Here is a 20,055-nt window from a genome sequence, read left to right on the forward strand (position 1 = left end):
GATGGAAGCAGCGCTTGTATGGAACGAGTCGTTTCGGGTACGTTCGTTTGAAGTAGCACCTGACGGTCGTCTTACGCTGCCTTTTTTGTTTGGCTATTTGCAAGAGGCTGCCAGTAACCACGCCAAGGCCTTAGGGGTTGCATTCATTGAAATCGAAGGGCGTGCAGTTTTTTGGATGCTCCACCACATAGACGTTCGCATCTACCAGCGTCCTGCCTGGGCCGAGACAGTTACCGTAGCGAGCTGGCCTTGTGGGCATCAAGGGCTAAAAGCTTTTCGGGCTTTTGCGCTGCGCGATGCAGAGCAGCATCTGTTAAGCGAAGCCATTTCTGCGTGGCTACTGGTCGACCCCAAGCGCCGTCGGCCTGTACGCTTGCCCGAAGCCGTACTTCAGCTGCGTCCTACAGGCTTACCCTCTGATGCGGCCACAACCGTCTTGCCCGACATGCCGCCTACACCTCCTTGGGAAGCAACCTTCGGCGTAAGCTATAGCGACTTGGACCTCAACGCACACGCCAACAACACCCGGTACGTGGCCTGGTTGCTCAATGCCCTACCTACAGCTTACCCGGAACAAGCGCTGCGCCGGATCCAACTTACATTCCGAAGCGAAGCCTACTTGGGGGATCAGGTCATGGTCCAAAGCTGGCCTCTGAGCGATGGCTCTCTTCGCCACAGCTTTCGGCGACTCAACGACGGACGCCTTCTGGCCGAAGGCCGTACCGAATGGTCACGCTTAGATCAGTGAGCGGGACTGCCCGCCATCTACGTTTAGGCAGGCTCCCGTAATCAGACTGGCTCGTTCCGAAACGAGAAACGTCACTACGTCGGCCACTTCTTCGACCGTGCCAAAGCGTCCCATGGGTAGGTGTTGTGCAATAAAATGCCGCATACCCTCTGGATCCTCCTGCATGCGACGGTCCCAGCTTCCCCCTGGGAAGCGAATGGAGCCTGGCGCTACGGTATTGACCCGTATGTTATAGGGTGCTAGCTCCAGCGCTAGAATTTTGGCTGCGCTGATTAAAGCCGACTTTGTAGCATTATAGATAGAAAGCCCCGCTCCCCCAGCCTCGCGCCCAAAAATAGAAGCAATAAAAACTATGGCCCCACCCCCTTGTCGTTTCATTACGGGAATGACCGCTCGGGCGCACCTCAGGTGTGCCCGCAGGTTCAGTTCGATCAAATCTGACCAGTCCGTTTCGGTGGTCTCTTCAAACAACCCACGCCGGTTACCCCCGGCATTGCCAACCAGAATATCCACGCGACCAAAGCGCGCCAGCGCAGCAGCTACCAGTTGGTCTCCAGCCTCGGGGTGGGTGACGTCCAAAACCAGTGCTTCGACCTCAGCACCCTGATCTTGCAAAGCTTGCGTTGTAGCTTGCAAAGCCTCGGCCCCACGCGCACACAATACCAATCGGCATCCCTCAGCCGCCAGGCTACGTGCAATTCCTTGACCGATTCCACGGCTGGCTCCAGTCACAATCGCCACTTTCCCTTGAAGTTTAAGATCCATTCCAACACCACATTTTTTATTTTCCCAACTGAAGAAAAAAATCTAACCCCTGAGGATCAATGGCTGAGGCAACAAACCTTTCCTTTGAAGCAGCATTAGAACGCCTGGAAGAAATCGTCCGCCTCCTCGAAAATGGTCAACTAGCGCTGGAGGACTCTATTTCGGCCTATGAAGAAGGCATGCGCTTAGCACGTTATTGTTTGACCCAACTTCGAGCAGCCGAGCTCCGTATTCAGGAGCTTTCCGTCGATGGCAAAGACGTTCTAGAATAATTTATCTGAGGTCATGATGTGGTTTTCAGAACTACCCGACGAAGCCCGCTTGTGGATTTACGCTGCTCACCGCACGCTCTCTCAAGCAGAATCGCAGATGCTTTTAGCACAACTCGGGCCTTTTTTGAAGGCCTGGCAAGCACATGGGCTGCCCGTACGTGGTCAAGCCGACGTTTTGCACCAGCGCTTTTTACTGCTGGCAGGCCACGTAGCAGAAGGGGAAATCTCTGGCTGCAGTATCGACGCCTCAGCGCGCGCGGTTCATGCCGCAGGAGAAGCCTTGGGGATTCAGTGGCTTTCGCCACTTTGGGTCTTTTACCGTGACCCTTCTGGGCAAGTTGTGCACACCTCTCGAGGCCAGTTCCGCCAGCGCATTGCTGCAGGAAAGGTAACCCCGGAAACGCCTGTCTTTGATTTATCCCTGACCACCTTAGGCGCTCTTCGGCAACATGGCTTTGAAAAGCCTGCAGCGCAAAGCTGGGTTGCCCGATGGTTTACCTTGAAGCCCCCGGCCTAACATTGACGCTCGCGCCAAGCGCGGCATACCCTTTGTTGCTAAAGGGTTACCCTTTGAGCTCTGGATAACGGAAACCCCGGAAGCGCATGCATCGTCGGAAGTCTTCACAGAGGTACGAACCAACAGCATCAAGCACAATGCGGCCTGTTATTCTGCTGGGAATTTTACTGATAGGAAGCATAACACTGCCCTTGCAAGCGCAGGACTACATTAGCCAGACCGCTTTGGAGGACATTCTGAATAACCAAAACGATGATCTTGATGCTATCCCCGAGGTACACTATCGGTACTATGTCCTGCATCACAGTTCAGGGAATAACGTCCTGGCGCGCAATACGCTTTACAAAGAGCTTGGTGATGGGGACTTAGAACTAGGGCAAAAGCGTGCTCGTCTGGTTGAGCTGCTCAATCGCGTGCTGATTCGCAACCTCAATATTGGCGATACACTGGTCATCCCTAGCCGATTCGATCTGGATTTCCGGGCCTACTCACCTTTTCCGCGGTACTATCCAGGGGGACGAGATTTTGATAAGCTGTTCATTATGGACAAAACCGTACAGGCCTTTGCGGCTTACGAATACGGAAAACTGGTGCGCTGGGGCGTTATCAACACGGGGTCTCCAGAAAACCCTACGCCTAACGGCCGCTTCAACTTCAACTGGAAGGAAGAGTACCGCATCTCTTCGCTAAGCCCACCAGGCGAGCCGTGGGAGATGTACTGGGTCTTCAACTTTCATGATGCACGGGGCATTCACGTCCATCAATATCCAATGCCCACCGGTGGACCTACCAGTCGTGGATGTGTGCGCTTAATTGATGCAGATGCCAAGTGGGTATTTTTCTGGGCAGATCCCTGGAAGACAACGGCTGGAGGCACTGGTGTGGGTTCACGGAATGGCCGAATCCTCAAGCAGGGAACTACCGTGCTGGTCATTGGAGAAGATCCTGTAGGCAGACCTCGGCCTTTCCTCTTTAAGAAGCAATACCCGGTGTTAAAGCTTGTGGAGTTGCCTGCGCATCCTTACGACGTACCTCCAGGAACGCCCCAGCAGGAATACTTTGACCGTCTTCGGGCAGCTGCAGCGCAGGTTTCTCCTAGCTCATCGCGGCGTTAAGAAGCTGCGCGTTTGAGACGAAGGCGGGGCAGTGCTGGGCCTGGTTGCCTAATCAGCGCACTGGAAGAAACAGCCGTTCCCACCGCGGCCGGTGCTGCTCCGCGTCCCAGGAAAAGTAGACCAGCAGCGCTTTGCCTACCACATGATCGGCGGGCACCAAGCCCCAAGCTCGGCTGTCGAGGGAGTTATCGCGGTTGTCACCAAGCACAAAGTAATAGTCCTGTTGGATAATGCAAAAGCGCCCCGGCTGGCCATCGATCATAAACAGCCCATTGGGGAGTGGATAGACCTGATGGTTTTCAAAGCGCGTTAGCAGTTCGCGATAAAACGGCCAGGTGCGTGGAGAAAGCCAGAGCGTGTCGCCGCGGCCAGGAATGTAGTAAGGGCCAAAGTCTTCTTGTTGCCGGGCCAGCTGGGCAGCTTCTCCGCTGAGCAGGGCAGCCGTTGTATAGGGCCGGAGCATTTCCACTTCAGGGCGCTGGGCAATAGTCCGCGCTGCAGCCATTGTGGCATCAAAGAAAAAGAGCCCGGCATGAAAAGCCGAGCGTGAAATGTTGCGTGCGCCAGCCGCTTCAAGCGAATCTAGGGATAGCTCAGTGCCTGTCCGCAGCTGCAACAGCCAACGCTGCTGGGCCTGTTCTGGTGCAGCTATAGGTATGCGGTTAACATACACAATTTTATCATGAATCCAGAGCGTGTCGCCCGGAAGCCCCACCACGCGTTTGATATAATGGGTTTTGCGATCGACCGGACCGGTTTCAACGGGGTAGTTGAACACGATCACGTCGCCCCGTTGGATGTGCGTAAAGCCAGGCAAGCGGAAATAGGGTAGCCTGATACCGGGGATATACCATGCGCTAAAGGGCAGCCCTAGCGACAGGGGCAACCGTGCGCCATAGTGCAGCTTAGAAACCAGCACAAAATCTCCGGCCTGCAGCGTCTGTTCCATGGAAGCCGAGGGAATCCGATAGGCTTCCAAGGCCAAAAGGCGAATCAGTAAGGCTAGTCCTGTGGCCAGCAGTAATGCAACCAGCCAGTCACGCCCTCGTCTACGCCAGCGCGCACCCTCAGCCACTGTCTCTCTCTCCCGAGCAACAAAGACCTCCTGCGCCATCAGCACCACGACTTAATGAATGCGCGTAAACAACCGTTCAAAGCGCGGCAAATGGTGTTCGCCATCCCAAGAAAAATATACAAACAAGGCTTTCCCCACGATATGATCCATTGGGACGAATCCCCAGAAACGACTGTCTTCAGAGTTATCCCGGTTATCACCCATAACAAAGTAGTAATCCTGCGTAAACGTGTAGGTGGTCGCTGGCTGTCCGTCAATCAGAAAGGTTCCGTCCGGCTCCCTGCCTGTAGTATGTCCTTCGTAGCGTCGGATAACGGGTTCGACGATCGGCCAGTTGGCTTCTGTAAGGGCAATCGTTTGTCCGCGTGCTGGAATAATAATGGGACCGTATTGATCGGGAGAGTATCCTTTCCCTGGTGGATACATAAGTTCACTATACTGAGGGCCACTAGGCAGCACAAAAGGCTCAATGCGTTCCACGTAAGGCCAACTAGCCATGGCTGCAGCTGCGGCCGAGGTGGCCACCAGAAGCACTTGGCGCGGATCTGGTGTAGGTTGTATTTCTTCAATGCCAAGCTCTCGCAACCGCACTTCCGGCAATACCACACGCGGGTCGGTCTTGATGACGCGCCATAGCTGCTGCATGGTTGGCCTAAGGGGCTGGGGTTCGCCGTTGACGTATACCATCTTGTTTTGAATCCAAAGCGTGTCGCCTGGCAATCCGATCACCCGCTTGATATAGTGCGTTTTCCGATCGATCGGCAAATCTTCAGGGGGGTAATTAAAGACGACCACATCTCCCCGTTGAATGGAGGTAAAACCTGGCAGCCGCGTATGCGGCAGCGTAAGTCCCTTGACGTAGATTTTGGTAAACGGAATGCCCAAAGAGATGGGCGTGCGCACGCCGTAGTGCAGCTTAGAAACAAACAGATAGTCGCCCACCAGCAGGGTTTTTTCCATAGAAGGTGTGGGAATGCGGAAAAGGTCGAAAAAGAACGTGCGCACCACGAGCATAACCACCAGCGTGAAGCCCAACGCTTCCAGCCATTCCCGCAATTTGCTTTTGGGTGGGCGCGACTGGCCGTCAGTGCTGGGCCCTAACGGAACATCCGAGCGACGCTGCTGCCTCTTGGCGCGCCGCGTTGCCGATTCAGGTTGCGTCGAGGCCAAGGTTAGGTTCCTCATGTTTGTCTAGGAAACGACGAAGAAACGCCGCTCGTAGGCTTCGGTTCACTCTGTGGAAATCACAGGAGGTCTTCCCTGAAGGCTTCGCGGCGCACGCATAGGACGTAGCCAGAAGTCCCGTCCGTCAAAGCCGGTTACATACCAGGTGTCTGTTTCTTTTTGGAAGTAGTAGTCCGCAAAAGCTGCGCGGCGCGGATCTGTGATCAGTCGGTCCAAAAGGGCTGCCCGCAGCTGCTTGAGCTGCTCTCGATAGCGCGGTGCACTGGCCACCACGATGCCCCGCTCAAAAGGTCCGTTAACATCCAGCACGCGTAGTGGGATAGAATCGTTGAGCACAAACCAATACTCAAACTGGATGTATTCCTCTCGTGGGCGGCGTTGGTAAAGCTCGGTCTCGGCTAGCGTGCGGGTTGGAGCTCCGAAATGCGCCTGCAGTCGGGCCCGAAGCTCAGGCGTAGGTAGCGTATCCAGTGGCGTCCAGCCTTGACTTCCCAAGTAAGCCCAGCCATCTTGGCCAAAGCGTCGTTGAAACCACGCCTGCTCGTAACGACGCACCACATGGTAGTGATGCAACGCAAAGGGTGTCCTTGACGCAGAGGCAGGGGGAGCTTTAGGTGCCAGCACTGGATAGCGGACGTGTAGCGCAAGAGGAAGCGGCTCAGGCGGACGCACTGGCAGCCGGAACCGATTACGTGCTGCTTCCTGCTGCAGCCAAGCAGCGTGATAAGACCACACCAACTGGCGATGAGCTTCAATGCGGCGCAATAGTTGCGTCAACTCGGCCTCCTGTGCCCAGGCCCACCGTAACCCTAGGCTAAGCGTCCATCCCAGGCCCCAGCATAGCCACCATGTACGTGCAGACCGCATCAGTCATTGACCGACAAGACAGCCAGGAATGCTTCCTGCGGGACTTCTACCCGGCCCACTTGTTTCATGCGCTTTTTGCCCTCTTTTTGGCGCTCCAACAATTTACGCTTACGCGTTACGTCACCGCCATAACATTTGGCAGTAACGTCTTTGCGTAAGGCTTTGATTGTTTCTCGGGCAATCACGCGTGAACCAATTGCTGCCTGCACAGCTACGTCAAAAAGTTGCCGTGGAATCAATTCTTTTAGGCGTTGCGTCAGCTTGCGCCCCATCTCGTAGGCCTTACTGCGATGCACTACCGTCGAGAGCGCATCGACGGGCTCACCATTGATCAATATGTCCAGTCGCACCAGATCGCTAGGCCGGTAGTCAAGCACCTCGTAATCAAACGAGGCATATCCTCGACTTAGACTTTTTAGCTTATCGTAAAAGTCGAAAATGATTTCGGCCAGGGGCAGCTCATACTGTAGGTTGACACGCGTGCGGTCGAGATACTGCTGGTTCACATACACGCCCCGTCGATCTTGGCACAGTTGCATCAAGGCGCCCACGTATTCGGTCGGCGTAATGATATCGGCGCGCACGTAAGGCTCGCGAATCTCGGCAATCTTACCTGCTTCTGGCATTTGACTGGGGTTGTCGATGGTCAGCACTTCGCCCGACTTTAGCACTACCTGATACTCAACGTTTGGCACAGTCGTTACGATGTCCATGCCAAACTCACGTGCCAAGCGTTCTTGTACGATTTCCATGTGCAGTAGGCCAAGAAAGCCTACGCGGAAACCAAATCCCAGCGCGGCCGACGTTTCTGGAATAAAGGTGAGTGAGGCATCGTTAAGCTGCAGTTTTTCAAGCGAAGTGCGCAGCTCTTCGTACTTGTCTGGGTCGGTCGGGAAAACCCCACTGAATACCATGGGTTTGACCTGCCGAAAGCCTGGGATGGGCTCGGCGGCAGGACGATGGGCATGGGTGATGGTATCGCCTACCCGAGCCGAGCGAATATCTTTAATGGATCCAATGATGTAGCCGACTTCTCCAGCCCGCAATGTCTCCACTGGGTAACGATCTAGGCGCAAAATGCCGATTTCTTCGGCCAGGTATTCTCGATCGTTCGACATAAAGCGAATGCGGTCGCCGGTACGGAGCGTACCGTCAAAGACGCGCACGTAGACAATAGCGCCTCGGTAGGTGTTGAACACCGAATCAAACACCAGTGCCCGTAGCGGCGCCTCCGGGTCACCCTTAGGAGGTGGAATGCGCTGCACCAGGCGTTCCAACAGTTCTGGCACCCCCTCGCCGGTCTTTGCACTGATGCGCAGGATGTCTTCCGCCGGCTCACCAATGAGATCTTCAATCGATTGCGCCACCTCGTCGGGCCGTGCATTAGGCAAGTCGACCTTGTTGAGTACGGGGATAATTTCTAGATCGTGCCCCAAAGCCAGGTACAAATTCGAGATCGTTTGCGCCTCGATCCCCTGCGAGGCGTCGACAACCAGGATGGCGCCTTCGCATGCCTTAAGTGCCCGTGACACCTCGTAGGTAAAGTCAACGTGGCCTGGGGTATCGATCAAGTTGAGCACGTACTCTTGTCCATCGCGGGCGCGGTATGTCATGCGCACAGCGTGGCTTTTAATTGTAATCCCCCGCTCCCGCTCCAGGTCCATGCTATCAAGCACCTGGTCTTGTAACTCTCGCTCCGAGAGCGTACCGGTCAGCTCCAAGAGCCGGTCAGCCAGCGTGCTCTTGCCGTGGTCGATATGGGCAATGATGCAAAAATTGCGGATATAGTCGCGGTAGGCGTTCATCGTTGCCATCCACCACTGGAAGCCCAGAAAACTTGCTCCAATAAAACCTCCTATGCCTTGGGGTTCCCTACGCACCCGCGTTTATTTGTCTTCCACAGAAGGACCCGAAACGGGTGCTTCGATCGGAGCAGTAAGCGACGCTTGCTGCTGCCAGCGCGCATGAAAGGCTTTTTGGAAAAGAAACAGACCTACGACACCTACGACAATGGCCATGTCGGCCACGTTCCAGATTGGAAACAGGGCTACATAGGCGCCGCCAATCCAGGGAATGGATTCAGGTAAATACCCACGCCAAAGGTCAACGTGGATAAAATCGACAACGCGGCCGTGAAAAAATCCGGCATAGCCGTAGAGCAGGCCATAAAACATGCGATCAATGATGTTGCCCAGTGCACCGCCTAGAATAACCGCTAAGCTAGCCCGATAAGGGCCGTATCCTTGGCGAATGCGGTACAGATACCAGGCAATGAGCACCGTGGCGATCACGGCCAGCACCGTGATCGTTCCTTGAGGACCAAAATTGATCCCAAAGGCCATCCCGGGATTTTCGGTATACGTCAACTTGAGCCAGTCCCCCAGAACCGGGATCGACTCGCCTGGATACATGGTCTGTACGACCAGCACCTTGGTAAGCTGGTCAAGGAGCACAACAAACAGCGTAATCCAAAGGATGCGCATAAACAGCCGGGCGCTGCAGACGGTGAGGTTATTTCTTTTGTTTCAGCTTAGCTTCAATTGAGACTTCGGTATGGGGCACGGCTTCCAGTCGCTCTTTGGGGATAGGTTTTCCGGTTACCTTGCAAATACCGTAGGTCTTGTTTTTAATTCGCTCCAGCGCCCGATCCAGATACCCGATGTATTTTTGCTGGCGTGCGATCATTAAAAACAGTTTTTCGCGCTCCATCGCGTCCGTGCCCGCATCGGCCATATGAAAACTATAGGGCGAATCGTTGCCTGCCTGCTCCCGGGTGTCTTCCAGCTGCGCTTTCATGCGCTCAATATCTTCTACCGCCTGGCGCCGGCGTTCCAGGATAAGCTGTCGGAAGTATTCCAGCTCTTCGTCCGTAAAAGGCGTGCGGCGCACTTCAGCGGTTTCTTGTTCTTGCGGCGTTTTTTCAGGCGTCGCCGCGGCTTCCTGCTCATGCCGCTTTTCCATAGTGGTATCGCTTTCGGGTTGATCGTTTTAGGGAGTAGCCCCAAGCGCTCAAGGATTTTTCCTCTGTTAAGCCGAGACGCGCTGGATGCCTACGGTCAACGTTGTCTCGTCGATGGCGAACGTCTCAACTACCTCACCTGCCGGCTGGTCGGAGGGGTGCAACGCCACGGCCAGTGTCTCGTTCCGGATCCAGTCGGCATGCTGCGCAAGTGCCTTGGCGAGTAATCCATCAGCACGATAGGTCACATGAATTCGATCGGTTACCTCAAAATCGGCCTTCTTACGCAGATTTTGAATCCGATTAATCGCTTCTCGGGCTAGGCCTTCTAGGATTAAGGCCTCATCACGCGACGTATCGAGGGCTACGGTCACACCACTTTCCTGCCCTACTAGCCAGCCTTCCAGTCCTTCACTGCGGATCTCCAGATCTTCTGGCCCAAGTTCGATTGTCTGACCATCCACCTGCATGCTCAGGTGGCCTGTTTGCACGTAGTGTTCGATAGCTTCTTCAGTCAGTTGGGCTACCTGAGCAGCCACGCTTTTCATCAGCTTACCAAGCCGTTTACCTAAGCGAGCGTAGTTTGGCTTTGCTGCACGGCGTACCAAGTGGCTGGTCCCCTCGACGTATTCAATTGTTTTTACGTTCACCTCTTCTAAGATCAGCGGGCGCACTGACTCGACCACTTCGCGGGAAACACCTGGACTGGTCACTACCAGAATGCGGGGAAGCGGCTGGCGCACGTTGATGCGGGCCTGATTGCGCAACGCCAGCACAATCGACACAATGGTACGGGCCAGCTCCATGCGTTGCTCTAGCGCTGCATCGATAGCAGCCGTCTCGACCTTTGGGAAATCCGCCAAGTGCACCGATTCGGCGCCCGGCATCTCGCTACCTTCTTGCAACGCCCGATAGAGCCAATCACTGAAAAACGGTGCGATCGGCGCCATCAGACAAGCGGTGGTTAGCAAACATTCATAGAGGGTCTGATAGGCCGCTTGCTTATCACGCTCGTTTTCCTGCTCGCCCGTGCGTGCACTCCAAAAACGCCGCCGCGAACGACGAATGTACCAGTTCGACAGCTCCTCTACAAAACGCTCGATAGCCCGTGCCGCTCGTGTGGGATGGTAGGCTTCGTAAGCTGCCTCAACCTCGGCTACGGTGCTGTTGAGCCGACTGATAATCCATCGGTCGAGTTCAACACGCTCGGCCACCGGCATCCGCACTTTAGGATACGTAAAACCATCAACATTGGCGTATGTCGCAAAAAAAGCATAAACGTTTTCCAGCGTGTTGAAAAAGCGACGGCATGTGGCCTCCAGCTCACGCTCCGAAAAACGCAGGTTTTCCCAAGGGGGAGCGTTACTGATCATGTACCAACGCACCGGATCGGCCCCGTAGCGCTCGACGACGTCGAAGGGATCCACTACATTCCCCTTCGACTTGGACATTTTTTCGCCTTTCTCGTCAAGCACCAAACCATTGACCACAACGTGTTTGAAGGCCACACTGTCCATCACCATGGTAGCAATGGCATGCAGCGTGTAAAACCAACCCCGCGTCTGATCCACCCCTTCAGCAATGAAATCCGCAGGGAACGTCCGCCAGAAAGCCTCTTGATTTTCGAATGGATAATGCCACTGGGCATAGGGCATAGCCCCCGAGTCAAACCAAACATCAATCAAATCGGGTACGCGCCGCATGGTGCCCCCATCTGGCGCAGGCCACGTGAGCCGGTCAACATAAGGCCGGTGCAGGTCGAGCTGCCCTGTTTCAGGGTTATAGGCTTCTGGAGGGAACGTCCCGCCCAACTTTTGGCGCAACTCTTCGATTGAGCCAATGACCTCAATGTAGTCTGGATTGCGGTCGCTTTGCCAGATAGGCAGCGGCGTCCCCCAGTAGCGCCGTCGGCTTAGCGCCCAGTCCACATTGCCGCGCAGCCACTCGCCAAAACGCCCTTCTCCAATGGCCGGGGGATGCCAGTGAATGGTCTCATTGAGCGCAATCATGCGGTCTTTGACCGCTGTAGTGCGGATGAACCAGCTTTCGACCGGATAATTCATCAGTGGTGTGCCTTTACGCCAATCATGCGGGTAGTTGTGCCGGTACGTTTCCTGGCGAAAAAGCAAACCGCGCTGGCGTAAGTCTCTTGCAATTACCCGGTCAGCATCTTTGAACCAAAGGCCTGCTACCAGGGGTGCTTCTTGCGTAAACGTACCTTCTGGCGTAATGGGGTTGATGAGCGGCAGGCCTTCGCGTTGGGCTACTTCGTAGTCTTCAGCGCCAAACGCCGGAGCAAGGTGCACCACACCTGTCCCTTCTTCCGTTGATACAAAATCAGCAGCCACTACACGCCAAAGCGTGCCTTGTGGAAAACGTGCTTTAAAATAGGGGAATAGCGGCTCGTAAGTCTGGCCCACCAGTGATGCTCCAGAAAAAGAAGCCACCACTTCCACGTTCTCATCCCGCAGCACCTCAAGCCGATCATAGGCTAGGATCAGATACTCGGTCCCTTGGTCTGGATCTTCTCTCCGAACCTTCACATAGGTGAGGTGAGGGCCGACAGCCAAGGCCACGTTCGAAATGAGCGTCCATGGCGTCGTTGTCCAAGCCAAGAAGTAGGTCCGATCCGCCCCTTGAACAGGGAAGCGCACAAAGACGCTCGGATCATCTACTTCTTTATACCCTAAGCTCACTTCGTGTGACGAAAGGACCGTGCCTGTACCAGGGCTATACCATTGAATTTTGTAGCCTTTATAGAGCAGCCCTTTTTCGTAGATCTGCTTGATCAACCACCAGACGGTCTCGATATATTTGTTCTCAAACGTAATATAGGGGTGCTCCAGATCCACCCAGTAGCCAATGCGCTCAGTCAGCTCGTCCCAGAGCGCTTTGTAGCGCAGCACGCTGCGGCGGCAGGCAGCGTTGTATTGCTCAACACCGTAGGCTTCAACTTGCGCGCGGCTTTCCAGGCCCAGCTCCTTTTCAACTTCGATTTCTACGGGAAGTCCATGCGTATCCCATCCGGCTTTCCGCTCCACGCGGAAGCCCTTCATCGTTTTGTAACGACAAAAGATGTCCTTAATCGTACGAGCAAGTACGTGATGAATTCCAGGTTTACCATTGGCCGTAGGCGGTCCCTCATAAAAGGAGAACGTCGGAGCACCTTCGCGCTGCGCAATACTGCGCGCAAAAATTTGGTGGGTTTTCCACCAGTTTAGTATTTCACGTTCAATATCCGGATAATGAAACTGAGCAACCTGTTTAAAGCGCTTCATGCTCACGTTTATCAATATCTACGTCCTAAGCTGCGTTTAAAATTACGCATTCTAGATGCCTAGCGCCGAAGGCCTTCCCGTTAAGAATGCGGGAGAAACGTTCAGACGGGCTTTACTCAATGCCAAGCTCAAAGCGGGCGCGTAGGCGCACAACGTGCAATGCCAAGGCATTGCGCAATTCGTAAAGCGCCTCATAAAAAGCGAAGTAGTGCGTAGCCTTCATGTACGGGGCTTGGCGCATTTCAGCGAGCATGTCGAGCGCTGCGTTGGCAGCGGCCAGCGCATCGCGGGTGCAGACAATATTACCCCCTAAGGTCTCGCGCTCGTAGCCCAACAGATGCCCTTGTGCCAAATGCCAGGGAATCTGAAGCACCTGCGCGCAAAAGTGCACCAGCGTACTATCTTTCATGTGGCCTGGCAAAGCATCGGCCCAAGACAGAATGCGTTCCCCCAACCTCGTAGCCTGGGCATGCAGGGCATAGTAGGCCGCACTTTCGGGTAGAGCGAACGGCTCGTCTTCTTCCTCCCCATAAGGTGCTTCTGGGAACAACTCATCTCTTAGCTGTGAGACATGGCCAATGGCTTCTTCATCCCAGCCTTGCGCCCTCAAAAAAGCTTGCAGGCGCATGCGCCAGTGCTGGATAGCCTCCGAGGTACGGGGCTCAGGATAGGGATGCTGCCGCACAAAAGCAAAGTAGTCCTCCAGCAAGCGATGCATGCGGGACCGCTCTGCGCGCAAATAGGCCTCCCATCGCGCTTCGTCCCATAACTCATCTTCCCAGGCCCCCATAGTAGCCTTAAGATTAACTTGAAGACGCCGTGATCTGCTGCCCAACCGTTTCAACCACCGCTTTCATCAAGCGCGTTAAGCGTGGCTGCGCTTCGTTAGCAGCCTCAATAACAGACGCTAACGATAGCGGCTCTAGTGCATCAGGGAAGCACTCGTCGGTAATGACAGAAATCGCCATCACGCGCAAGTTCATGTGCCGCGCCACAATCACTTCAGGAACCGTACTCATCCCTACCGCATCGGCACCAATCAGGCGCAGAAACCGATACTCGGCTTTCGTTTCCAGGTTAGGACCTAGCACAGCCACGTACACACCCTGCTGCAACTTAATGCCCAATTCCAACGCTTTTGCTTCAGCCAAGCGGCGCAACTCCGGGTCGTATGGCTCACTCATATCTGGAAAACGCGGCCCCCAGTCTGCCACGTTCGGCCCCAGCAAGGGGTTTTGGCCTTGCAGATTAATGTGATCTGTAATCAGCATCAGGTCGCCCCGGCGAAAAAGCGGATTCATGCCGCCTGCAGCATTCGAGATCAGCAGCGTGTCGATGCCCAGCGTGGCCAGCACACGCACAGGGAAGGTTACCTGTTGTGGGGTGTAGCCTTCGTACAAGTGGAAGCGCCCTTGCAAAGCATAGACCGGTACGCCGCTCAGATGGCCCACAAGCAAACGCCCGTGATGGGATTCAACGGTCGAGAGCGGAAAATGCGGGATCTCCTCGTAAGGGATCACCACGTCGGGCTCAACTTCGCGGGCCAACTCTCCTAACCCAGTACCCAGAATAATCCCAATTTGCGGCTGCAAACGGGTGCGTGTGCGGATATAGGCTGCAGCCGCTTCTACCTGAGCGCGATAGGCTTGAACGTCAAACAGCTGGTTCTGCATAGTTAGTCTAGGTCTTTAAGGATTCGACGCAGTTTTTCGTATTCTTCTTGGCGTTCTTCCGCTTCTGAGGCAGGCGATTCGCCTTTTGCCGGTTGCTGCGGTGGAGGTCCCACGATGGTGTGCACTTTCCAGGCCCGCGGGGGCTCAGCTGGCGTCTCAGGTGAAGGTTCTGTGACGGGCGGTTGCGTCTGGAAAGTAGCAAAGCGCGGGATCATAGCCTCAGAAGCCTCTTCCACCACATCCGGGCCGGCAGCTTCTGCTTCGTCTTCCGCTGGAGCTTCCGGTGTCGTGGAGACATGCGCTGCCTCGGCTTCAGGCGTGGTCGCAACCTCGGGCACCGGTACTTCTGGCTGCGGAGGTAAGGCAAGGATTTCTTGCTCTCGTGCCTCAAATTTGCAAAGCACTTCGAGCTCTGCATTGAGCCAAGCCCTCAGCCGTGCTAGGAGCGCATCCCGACGCTCTACCAGGTCGGCCAGCTGTTGTTGCAACCGATGGCGCTCTTGTTCGGCCTTCCATCGGATCTCATCGGCCTGTGCGCGGGCTTCGTCCAGCAGCAATTGGGCACGCTGCTCGGCCTGCTCCAGCGTTTGCCGGGCATTTTCTCGGGCCAATTGGAGGGCCTGCTGCAGTGCCTCTTCGATATGCTGGTAGTGTGCTAGCTTTTCTTCAAGTTCCCGGACGCGCTCCGCCTGGCGGCGATGCTCTTCAAGCAGGGACTGCCACTGCTCGGCTACTGTCTGCAAGAAAGCCTGCACTTCGGTGACTTCGTAGCCCCGAAACGCGCGCGTAAACTCTTGCTTGCGAATGTCCAGCGGAGTGAGTTTCATGATGTCGACCTCGGATGGCTGGCATAATAGGAAGATAGGAAAAAAAGCCCTCCGCTGCACCCCATCTCCTTAGACAAGGCGCGGACCAAATAGCGCACTGCCAATGCGCACATGCGTTGCGCCTTCTTCAATAGCCACCTCAAAATCCCCACTCATGCCCATAGACAGATACCGGAGCTGCACCCGTGGATTACGCCGCGCGTCATACGTTTGGGCTAGCTGTCGCAATAAGCGAAATTGCGGACGCACGGCTTCGGGATCGTCGGTTGGGGCAGCCAGTGTCATCAGGCCACAAATTTCCAGGTGTTCGAAGGGCGCCAGCGCGTCCAAAAAGTCATGCACAGCCTCGGGAGGCAAACCGAATTTTGTAGACTCTCCGGAAACGTTCACTTCTACCAGGCAAGGCAACCGGCGCTCAGCCTGTGCTGCCCGCTGCTCTAAGGTTTCGGCCAGACGCAAATTGTCCAGGCTGTGCAGCCAGTCTGCATGAGCCACGACCTCCTTAGCCTTGTTGCGTTGCAAATGGCCAATCATATGCCAGGTAATCGTCCCTCCTTCAATGTGCCCCGGCAAAACGGCTGCCTTAGCCACCAGTTCCTGCACTCGGTTTTCTCCAAAATGACGAAGCCCAGCCTCAAAAGCAAGTTGTACTACCGAGACTGGGAACGTTTTGGTCACGCCAATCAGGATGACTTCATCTGGACTTCGCCCAGCACGGCGACAGGCCTGGACAATACGCTCTTGGATGCGTGCCAGGCGATCCCGAAACGTGGCCGCGTCCAGCAGAGAAAGCTCAGTCATGGCATGTTCATTTTTTCGCTTTCCAATGTTAAACCCCGAACAAAAGGTTCCGTGCAGGAAACCGTATTTTGCACCCTGGGGTTGGGAAATGTAACAGAGAATCTACTCAGGTTGAAACATGAGGGCTTACGACGCTACACCCAATGCCCTTATGTGGTGGTACGAAACCGGCACCCCAGACGTTACGCTGGGTTTGCGTATGCGCCTACTGCACCACGAGCGCACGCCTTATCAGCTACTAGAAATCTATGAGCATCCCTTTTTTGGGCGCGTTTTGGTTCTGGATGGCAACTTGCAAGTAACCCAGCGGGATGAGTTTATCTACCACGAAATGCTAACGCACGTACCTCTGCTGGGAGCCTTGCCCAAAACGCTGCAAGAAGCCTCGGTGCTGATCATCGGTGGAGGGGATGGCGGTACGCTCCGAGAGGTACTGCGTCACAACTGGGTTCGCCGGGTGGTAATGGTCGAGATCGACCCGGTGGTCATCCAACGCTGCCAAGAATTTTTAGGCTTTCATGGGAATTATCAAGATCCTCGTGTGACCCTACACATTACCGATGCCGCACGCTACGTAGCCCGCCCAGAAGTCCAAGCACAACCGTTTGATGCCATCTTAGTGGATTCGACCGATCCGGTCGGCCCAGGCGAAGTGCTGTTTACCCCTGAGTTTATCCGCAACGCATATGCCTGCTTAAAACCCACTGGGGTCTTTGCCCGGCATTTGTGCATGCCCCTGTTTGACGGTCCTATCTTGCGGGAAGGGGTAGCCCGCCTCCGCCAGGTGTTCCCTACAGTTGAAGTCTACCAAGCCACCATCTTTACCTATGTCGGTGCCCAGATGGCTTTTGTGGTCTGCACCAAAGACGGCCACTCCGCCAAGAAGCCCCAACGTCTGTGGACCGGGCGCTATTACAACCCCGACGTTCACCGCGCGGCGTTTGCCCTTCCCACCTGGTGGCATACAGAGCTCATCGCCAACGCCGTCGCTACAACGCCTTGATTTCACTGATTAGCTTGGTCAGCGACTCTCGGGCATCCCCAAAAAGCATCCGTGTATTGGGCAAGTAGAACAGCTCGTTCTCAATACCCGAGTAGCCAGGACGCATGCTTCGCTTAAGCACCAGAACGGTCTTAGCACGGTCTACGTTCAAAATCGGCATCCCATAGATCGGACTACTTTTATCGTAGCGGGCGGCAGGATTCACCACATCGTTCGCCCCAATTACTAGCGCCACATCGGCACTCTCAAACTCATCGTTGATTTCGTCCATTTCATAAAGCTGGTCGTAAGGCACGTTGGCTTCAGCCAACAGAACGTTCATGTGGCCCGGCATCCGCCCAGCTACCGGATGAATAGCATACTTAACTTCAACGCCTCGTTCCTGCAGTAAATCGGCCAACTCGCGCACCTGATGTTGCGCCTGCGCTACAGCCATGCCATAGCCTGGTGCAATAATCACCTTGTTGGCATAAGCCAGTAAAATAGCCGCATCTTCCACCGTAGCCTCCTGCACCGTCTTACCTTCAGCCGTCGCCACAGCACTTCCTTCGCCAGCCTCGCCGCCAAACCCTCCCAAGAGCACATTCAGCAACGAGCGGTTCATTGCTTCGCACATGATACGCGTCAGAATCAAGCCCGAAGCACCCACCAGCGCACCGCTCACGATCAGTGCCGTGTTATCTAAGACAAAACCGGTCGCAGCAGCCGCCAAACCAGAGTAAGAGTTCAAGAGCGAGACCACCACCGGCATATCGGCTCCACCAATTGGGATCACCAGCAGCACACCCAGCACCAGGGCTAGTCCAGCAAGCGCGACCATCCCACCGACAACTGGATCAGCAATCAGTGGAAAGGTTTCGGCCCCTGCGATCACAAACCCCATCGACACCAACGTGCCCAGCGCAACCAAAAGCGTCAGCAGCCGCAACCCGGGGAACAGCACTGGGTTGCCCGTAATGTAGCCCCCCAGCTTGCCGAAAGCTACGAAGCTTCCCGAAAACGTAACCATCCCAATGAGTATGCTAAGCACCACGGTGATGGCCAATTGCACGTCAAAGGGCGGCTGCTCCACAGGAAGCGGTAGTAATGCAGCCAATCCCGTTGTTTCTGGGATGAGATAGCGAGCCACCTCGGCAATCGCCACCAGGGCAGAAGCCAATCCGCCAAATCCGTTAAATGCAGCCACCATTTCGGGCATCGCCGTCATGGGCACACGCAAGGCTAAGACAGCCCCAATGGCGCTGCCAAGCACCAGCCCAGCGAGCATCTCGATGGGCGTGATAATCCGATGCAAAAACAACGTTGCCACCACCGCCAGCAACATCCCCAGCGCCGCAATCAGATTGCCCCCACGGGCAGTTTTAGGAGATTGAAGACGCTTCAGGCCAAAAATAAACAGGGCGGCTGCAATCAAATAGCTAAGATCAATCAGGGTTGTTTTCATAGCGCAAACATGCTTACGTACCCTTAAGCCACAGAAGCGGCTTGTTTTTCAGAGGCCTGGGCTTTTTGCTCTGGCTGACGGGCTTTGAACATTTGCAACATGCGGTCGGTCACCAAAAATCCCCCGACCACGTTGATCGTCGCCGCAATCAAGGCCAGCAGTCCTAACCATTTAGACCAGGTGCCCCCAATCATACCCGCGACCACCAAGGCACCGACAATCGTAATGCCACTGATGGCATTTGACCCCGACATAAGCGGGGTATGCAACGTTTGGGGCACTTTACTAATAACCTCAAAGCCAACAAAAGCGGCCAGTACGAAGATGATCAGGTTGTCCAGCATAGCTGTTTGGTCTGGTTGCGTTAGGCAGCCAGCAACGCGCGTACGCGCTCGTTGACCACCTCACCGTTATAGGTTAGGCATACCCCACGAAAGATTTCGTCCTCAAAGTTTGGCTTGAAGCCTTCGGGGGTAGCAAACTCCTGAATCATGGCCAAAAGCGTGCGGGCGTACATCTGGCTGGCATGCACGGGCATCTCAGCGGGCAGGTTCAGGGGGCCAACAATCTGGACCCCGTTATGTATTACGGTTTCGCCCGGTTGCGTCAGCACACAGTTGCCCCCGTTGGGCGCAGCCAGATCGATAATCACCGATCCGGGCTGCATGGCTGCTACAGCTTCTTCGGTGATCAGTACAGGTGCACGCCGTCCGGGAACCTGAGCCGTGCTGATAACCACGTCGGCCCGGCCAATATGGGGTACCAGGAGCTGGGCTTGCTGGCGCTGCTTTTCTTCAGCCAGTGCTTTCGCATAGCCCGAAACATCTTGGGCATCGGGCACCTCAAATGGAAGTTCGACAAACGTGGCGCCTAGGCTTTGCACTTCTTCTTTGACCACATCCCGAATGTCGTAGGCCGAAACGCGCGCTCCCAGGCGTCGGGCCGTGGCGATGGCCTGCAAACCAGCAACCCCAGCGCCCAAAACCAGCACGCTGGCCGGACGCACCGTTCCGGCTGCGGTTGTCAGCAGCGGGAAAAACTTGGGCAACAGGTTGGCAGCAATCAGCACGGCCTTGTAACCAGCTACAGCAGCCATAGCCGAAAGCGCGTCCATTTTCTGGGCACGTGAGATGCGGGGGACCAGCTCCATGGCTAGGGCAACAACCCCCTGTCGCGCCAAGCGATCGGCCACTTCAGGCTGATCCAACGGGCTCAGAAAACCAATCAACACACTGCCCGACCGCATGAGGGCAATTTCTTCTTCTGAAGGTGGCTGCACGTGCACCACCACGTCGGCCCCCCAAGCTTCTTCTTGCGAGACCATGCGGGCCCCGACGTCCGCATAGGCCGCATCGGGAAAATAAGCCCCCGTGCCCGCCCCCTTGGCCACCCAGACTTCCATGCCCTGTTGCACCAGACGCCGCACTACCTCTGGAACCAAAGCCACCCGCCGCTCCCCTACCGCCGTTTCAGCCGGTACACCAATTCGTAATGCCATTGCGTCGCTACGAAAAGTTTAAGTTTTC

20 protein-coding genes are annotated in these 20,055 nt (G+C 55.4%); 5 read left to right on the forward strand and 15 right to left on the reverse strand.

Annotated elements, in window-relative coordinates; all coding sequences use genetic code 11:
* The first annotated feature begins 1 nt into the window (after position 1).
* A complete protein-coding gene (locus J8E65_RS09645) occupies positions 2–748 on the forward strand; it encodes an acyl-[acyl-carrier-protein] thioesterase (RefSeq protein ID WP_210375550.1) in 747 nt (248 codons plus the stop codon).
* Here the strand turns inward: J8E65_RS09645 and J8E65_RS09650 are convergent.
* A complete protein-coding gene (locus J8E65_RS09650) occupies positions 737–1,513 on the reverse strand; it encodes an SDR family NAD(P)-dependent oxidoreductase (protein WP_210375551.1) in 777 nt (258 codons plus the stop codon). The genes J8E65_RS09645 and J8E65_RS09650 overlap by 12 nt on opposite strands.
* 59 nt (positions 1,514–1,572) lie before the next feature.
* On the opposite strand from J8E65_RS09650, the gene J8E65_RS09655 reads away from it, so the two are divergent.
* The 3 genes from J8E65_RS09655 to J8E65_RS09665 all read left to right on the forward strand — a co-directional run bounded on the left by J8E65_RS09655 (position 1,573) and on the right by J8E65_RS09665 (position 3,417).
* Positions 1,573–1,785: an exodeoxyribonuclease VII small subunit gene (locus tag J8E65_RS09655; RefSeq protein ID WP_210375552.1), complete on the forward strand. Its 213-nt coding sequence runs from the start codon at positions 1,573–1,575 to the stop codon at positions 1,783–1,785.
* A gap of 13 nt (positions 1,786–1,798) precedes the next feature.
* Positions 1,799–2,302: a hypothetical protein gene (locus J8E65_RS09660; RefSeq protein WP_210375553.1), complete on the forward strand. Its 504-nt coding sequence runs from the start codon at positions 1,799–1,801 to the stop codon at positions 2,300–2,302.
* 137 nt (positions 2,303–2,439) lie between these two features.
* Positions 2,440–3,417 (forward strand): L,D-transpeptidase, encoded by a 978-nt coding sequence (locus J8E65_RS09665; RefSeq protein ID WP_210375554.1) that lies wholly within the window; start codon positions 2,440–2,442, stop codon positions 3,415–3,417.
* Between the two features lie 52 nt (positions 3,418–3,469).
* Here J8E65_RS09665 and lepB (J8E65_RS09670) read toward each other — a convergent pair whose 3' ends face one another.
* The 11 genes from lepB (J8E65_RS09670) to J8E65_RS09720 all read right to left on the reverse strand — a co-directional run bounded on the left by lepB (J8E65_RS09670) (position 3,470) and on the right by J8E65_RS09720 (position 16,082).
* Positions 3,470–4,531, reverse strand: coding sequence for a signal peptidase I (gene lepB / locus J8E65_RS09670; protein ID WP_210375555.1), 1,062 nt, complete (start codon positions 4,529–4,531; stop codon positions 3,470–3,472).
* Positions 4,532–4,543: 12 nt separating this feature from the next.
* Positions 4,544–5,677 carry a signal peptidase I gene (gene lepB / locus J8E65_RS09675; RefSeq protein WP_210375556.1) on the reverse strand — a complete coding sequence of 378 codons (1,134 nt, stop codon included), beginning with the start codon at positions 5,675–5,677 and terminating at the stop codon, positions 4,544–4,546.
* Between the two features lie 45 nt (positions 5,678–5,722).
* On the reverse strand, positions 5,723–6,544 hold the full coding sequence (locus tag J8E65_RS09680; protein WP_210375557.1) for a hypothetical protein: 822 nt from the start codon (positions 6,542–6,544) through the stop codon (positions 5,723–5,725).
* Positions 6,544–8,349 (reverse strand): translation elongation factor 4, encoded by a 1,806-nt coding sequence (lepA, locus tag J8E65_RS09685; protein WP_210375913.1) that lies wholly within the window; start codon positions 8,347–8,349, stop codon positions 6,544–6,546. The genes J8E65_RS09680 and lepA overlap by 1 nt, the downstream gene beginning before the upstream one ends.
* A gap of 81 nt (positions 8,350–8,430) precedes the next feature.
* On the reverse strand, positions 8,431–9,027 hold the full coding sequence (gene lspA / locus J8E65_RS09690; protein WP_210375558.1) for a signal peptidase II: 597 nt from the start codon (positions 9,025–9,027) through the stop codon (positions 8,431–8,433).
* Positions 9,028–9,055: 28 nt separating this feature from the next.
* Positions 9,056–9,505, reverse strand: a complete 450-nt coding sequence (locus J8E65_RS09695; protein ID WP_210375559.1) for a TraR/DksA family transcriptional regulator — start codon at positions 9,503–9,505, stop codon at positions 9,056–9,058.
* Between the two features lie 66 nt (positions 9,506–9,571).
* Entirely contained in the window at positions 9,572–12,781 is a 3,210-nt protein-coding gene (ileS, locus tag J8E65_RS09700; RefSeq protein WP_210375560.1) for an isoleucine--tRNA ligase, read from the reverse strand.
* A gap of 112 nt (positions 12,782–12,893) precedes the next feature.
* Complete coding sequence (locus J8E65_RS09705) at positions 12,894–13,571, reverse strand: hypothetical protein (protein ID WP_210375561.1); 678 nt, start codon at positions 13,569–13,571, stop codon at positions 12,894–12,896.
* 13 nt (positions 13,572–13,584) lie between these two features.
* Entirely contained in the window at positions 13,585–14,454 is an 870-nt protein-coding gene (locus J8E65_RS09710; protein ID WP_210375562.1) for a purine-nucleoside phosphorylase, read from the reverse strand.
* A gap of 2 nt (positions 14,455–14,456) precedes the next feature.
* Complete coding sequence (locus J8E65_RS09715) at positions 14,457–15,281, reverse strand: DivIVA domain-containing protein (RefSeq protein WP_210375563.1); 825 nt, start codon at positions 15,279–15,281, stop codon at positions 14,457–14,459.
* 69 nt (positions 15,282–15,350) lie between these two features.
* A complete protein-coding gene (locus J8E65_RS09720) occupies positions 15,351–16,082 on the reverse strand; it encodes a YggS family pyridoxal phosphate-dependent enzyme (RefSeq protein ID WP_210375564.1) in 732 nt (243 codons plus the stop codon).
* A 151-nt stretch (positions 16,083–16,233) separates the two neighbouring features.
* On the opposite strand from J8E65_RS09720, the gene speE reads away from it, so the two are divergent.
* On the forward strand, positions 16,234–17,085 hold the full coding sequence (gene speE, locus J8E65_RS09725) for a polyamine aminopropyltransferase (protein ID WP_237181874.1): 852 nt from the start codon (positions 16,234–16,236) through the stop codon (positions 17,083–17,085).
* Here speE and J8E65_RS09730 read toward each other — a convergent pair.
* From J8E65_RS09730 to J8E65_RS09740, 3 genes are read right to left on the reverse strand one after another with little or no spacing between them, the layout of a single operon-like run.
* Positions 17,072–18,529, reverse strand: a complete 1,458-nt coding sequence (locus J8E65_RS09730; RefSeq protein WP_210375566.1) for an NAD(P)(+) transhydrogenase (Re/Si-specific) subunit beta — start codon at positions 18,527–18,529, stop codon at positions 17,072–17,074. The genes speE and J8E65_RS09730 overlap by 14 nt on opposite strands.
* A 23-nt stretch (positions 18,530–18,552) precedes the next feature.
* Positions 18,553–18,873, reverse strand: a complete 321-nt coding sequence (locus J8E65_RS09735; RefSeq protein WP_210375567.1) for an NAD(P) transhydrogenase subunit alpha part 2 — start codon at positions 18,871–18,873, stop codon at positions 18,553–18,555.
* A gap of 20 nt (positions 18,874–18,893) precedes the next feature.
* The gene (locus tag J8E65_RS09740; protein WP_210375568.1) at positions 18,894–20,027 is read right to left on the reverse strand and encodes a Re/Si-specific NAD(P)(+) transhydrogenase subunit alpha; all 1,134 of its coding nucleotides are present in this window, start codon (positions 20,025–20,027) and stop codon (positions 18,894–18,896) included.
* Between the last annotated feature and the right edge of the window lie 28 nt (positions 20,028–20,055).

Origin of the sequence: Rhodothermus bifroesti (assembly GCF_017908595.1) — a bacterium.
Classification (GTDB): domain Bacteria; phylum Bacteroidota; class Rhodothermia; order Rhodothermales; family Rhodothermaceae; genus Rhodothermus; species Rhodothermus bifroesti.